We start from the raw sequence: 3,184 nt of genomic DNA, 5'->3' as shown, positions 1-3,184 counted from the left end.
AGTGATGATGAGACGTTCTGGATGCTGTATCTGGATCAGGAAGGAAAGGAACAGTGGAGAAAGCATGTGAAGGGAGAATCCAGAAAGAAGGAAGAAAGATTATCGGATATCAAGCTCAACAGGGACGGCTCTATTATACTGGCAGGAACCAGTGCAGAGGAATTAGGAAAAGAAAACTGGAAGATTGTGAAGCTGGGAGACGGACAGATTGATCAATTGATTGAGAAGCAGGACATCAGAGTCTATCCAAATCCTGTATCGGATTACACATATGTAGAGATCGGCTATGAGTTTAAGGAAGCGGATATTTTACTGTATGATATGAGCGGTAAACTGTTACAACAAACCAAGACCAAGAATAAGGTAACCAAGATCAATACACAACCACTGATTCAGGGAGCTTACCTTGTGACCATTAAAACGGATACTAATAAAAACGCAAGTGCGAAAATTATTAAGAAATAAACTAAGATGAGAAAAATATTATTAACACTATCCATTGCTGTAGCTAATGTATTCATGGCCCAGGATTTTGATACCGGCTTTTCTAAGCCTGTAGCTTCTGTATCCTCATTATCTACGTACACCAACTCTCCCGTTTCTTTTGCTACGGGAGTTCCGGATATTTCATTTCCATTGGTTTCACTTTCTACCAATAGCAAAGATATTACTGCAGGAATGAGTATCAGTTATCACCCCAAGAACCTGTTAAGCGGAGAAAAATCCAGCGAAGTGGGATTAGGATGGAGCTTACTGGGAGTGAATGGGGTAATTTCCAGAGAGATCGTTCAAGAACTGGATGAAAAATACGATGATGCTTCAAATGGCAATTATACTAAAAATGAATTTAATGATATTTATTATTATAATATCGGAGGATATAGTGGTAAATTCAGAATCATAAGAGATATTACCAACAATACCTTCCAGCTGGTCAAGCTTACCCCTTCCAATCTTAAGATTGAATATGTAAGGAACGGCAATACCGCTACACTCATATTCAACAGTTTCAAAATAACAGATGACAAAGGCAATATATATGTTTTTGACAAGAATTCTGTTTCAGAATATAAGAATGGCAGCCAAATCAGCGATTATAAAAGCGCCTTCTTCCTGACTAAAATCTATGATTATAAAATGCAGGAAATCGTGTCAATGGATTATCAGGTGGATGTCTACTATCCAATGGCAGATCCGCTTACCCCTTATCAAAACTGTAAATTAAAAAAGATATGGTCCAAAGATAACGGTGCCATAGAACTGGATTATACCTATACGGAATCCTATAAAAATTCTATGAATGATCCTTATCAGGTGAATTCGATTGTCCTAAAGAACAGTGTGGGAAACATGATTTCAAAATTAGAATTCTCTTATGGCTATTCTACATTTACCAACCCGTATGATTATAAAGAATCCATTTCAAAACGAACTTTATGGAAAATCAAAAAATACAGTTCAGACCTTGCTAAAACTGAAACTACAGAGTTTGAGTATAATACTTCAGGAAGTCCTAAAGAATATGGTCCGGTTCCGGGACAATTCAAAGATTATTTTTTATGTGATTATATTTCCCATAACCCGGGGACCAATGAGATCGAAAATCCTAAATATTTCTCTCTGGGCTCTTTAAAGAAAGTAAAACTGCCTACAGGAGGAGTGGTAGAATATAACTTTGAAGCCAATGAATATGCCCATGAAAATTTCACGCAATATATAGCTGATTTCAGTGCCAGTACAAGTTTTGACAATCCCCAATTCCAGTACCTGAAACCTATTTACAGTACAGATTTCGATACCAATCTGTCTAAGAACTACAATTTTACAGTAAGTGGAACTAATATGCAAGGCAGGATCGTTTACATAAAATTTACAGTCAATGAAATTTATCCTTATCCGCCCTTAATCGACCCGGGAGATGGCTCTCAGCCTAGCCTCACGTATACCGTTTTGGGTGCCGACTATAATAATAGTAATACAGGAGTTTTATGTACTACGGAAAGCCCGGTAATGTCTTCATCAAAGTTTCAGCTGACAGGAGGTACTCAAACCATTAAAATAAATAGTCAGACTGGAGGTAAGGGTCATATAGAAGTCTATGAAATGTCGGTTAAGGATGCCCCATATAAAAATGCTATTGTTCAAAGAGACCAGGGTGTAAGAATAGAAAGCATCAAATACTTTGAGAACGCCAATTCTCAAAATCCGGCAAAGTCTGAAAGATTTGCTTACGACAAGTTTGATGATGCCAATTCTTCAAGCGGAGAAAGTGTGGAGGAAGGAATGACTATGGGGTATCCTATTCAATCTATTGTGTATAAAAATGTAAAAGTGTTCAATGGAGACACCGGAGGATATACCAAATATTATTACAAAGCCCCTTCCGCTTACCCGGCTCAACCCGGCCCATTCTATAAATACTGGCCCAATGTGAATATTACCAAAGCGGGATTAATTGACAAAAAGGAAGTATATAATTCCGGGAATCAATTATTAGCCTCTGAAATCTATGATTACACCATTTCAGAAATGAATGTTCCCAATTATATTCCTCTTGCAGACGGTGATTATGAAACAAAAACAGCCTGGATCAAAGAACAGCGGGCCACTTCCAAAGTTTTTGACCAGAATGCAAGAGCAGTGACAACCAGTTCAGAGACCATCCGATCTGCCGATGACTTTAATCTGGTAACGGAAAAAGCAACTCACTCCGACGGCAGCACTCAGGAAACAACCTATAAATACGCAAGGGACAAAAACCATACTGCTCTTATCAATGCTAATATATTGGGAACCCCATTGGAAACTCAGGTCAAGAAAAACGGTACCGTTGTATCTAAAAATGAAGTAAAATATGATAACGGGGCCCAGCTTTATCCTACTTCTGTTTTGGTGTATACTCCGGATAATTTAGCCAACAGCTATACAGGAATCCGATATGATGCTTATAACGAGAAAGGACAAGTAATTCAGTATTCCGCTACACCGGATTCTCCGTCAGGAAACGGAACTCCTACAACCATTATCTGGGGATACAATAAAACCATGCCGATTGCCAAAATAGATGGCGCAAAACTTTCAGACATTCCTCAAAATCTGATTGATGCGATTGTGAATGCGTCTAATGATGATGCCAATGCCACTCCGGCCAATGCACAGGCCAAAGAAGATGCTTTATTGGCAC

1 protein-coding gene and 1 pseudogene are annotated in these 3,184 nt (G+C 38.5%); both read left to right on the top strand.

All coding sequences use genetic code 11. The features are described from left to right. A partial coding sequence (locus ACGHIN_RS17020) for a T9SS type A sorting domain-containing protein (RefSeq protein WP_390456342.1) occupies positions 1-465 on the top strand: 465 nt, incomplete at its 5' end. Positions 466-471: 6 nt separating this feature from the next. Further along, positions 472-3,184 (top strand): annotated as a pseudogene (locus ACGHIN_RS17015) (hypothetical protein); the annotation flags it as partial.

This window comes from Chryseobacterium barbadense, assembly GCF_042849955.1.
Lineage (GTDB): Bacteria > Bacteroidota > Bacteroidia > Flavobacteriales > Weeksellaceae > Chryseobacterium.
Note: the sequence above shows the minus strand (reverse complement) of the source record. Positions and strands in the feature narration are given on the sequence as shown.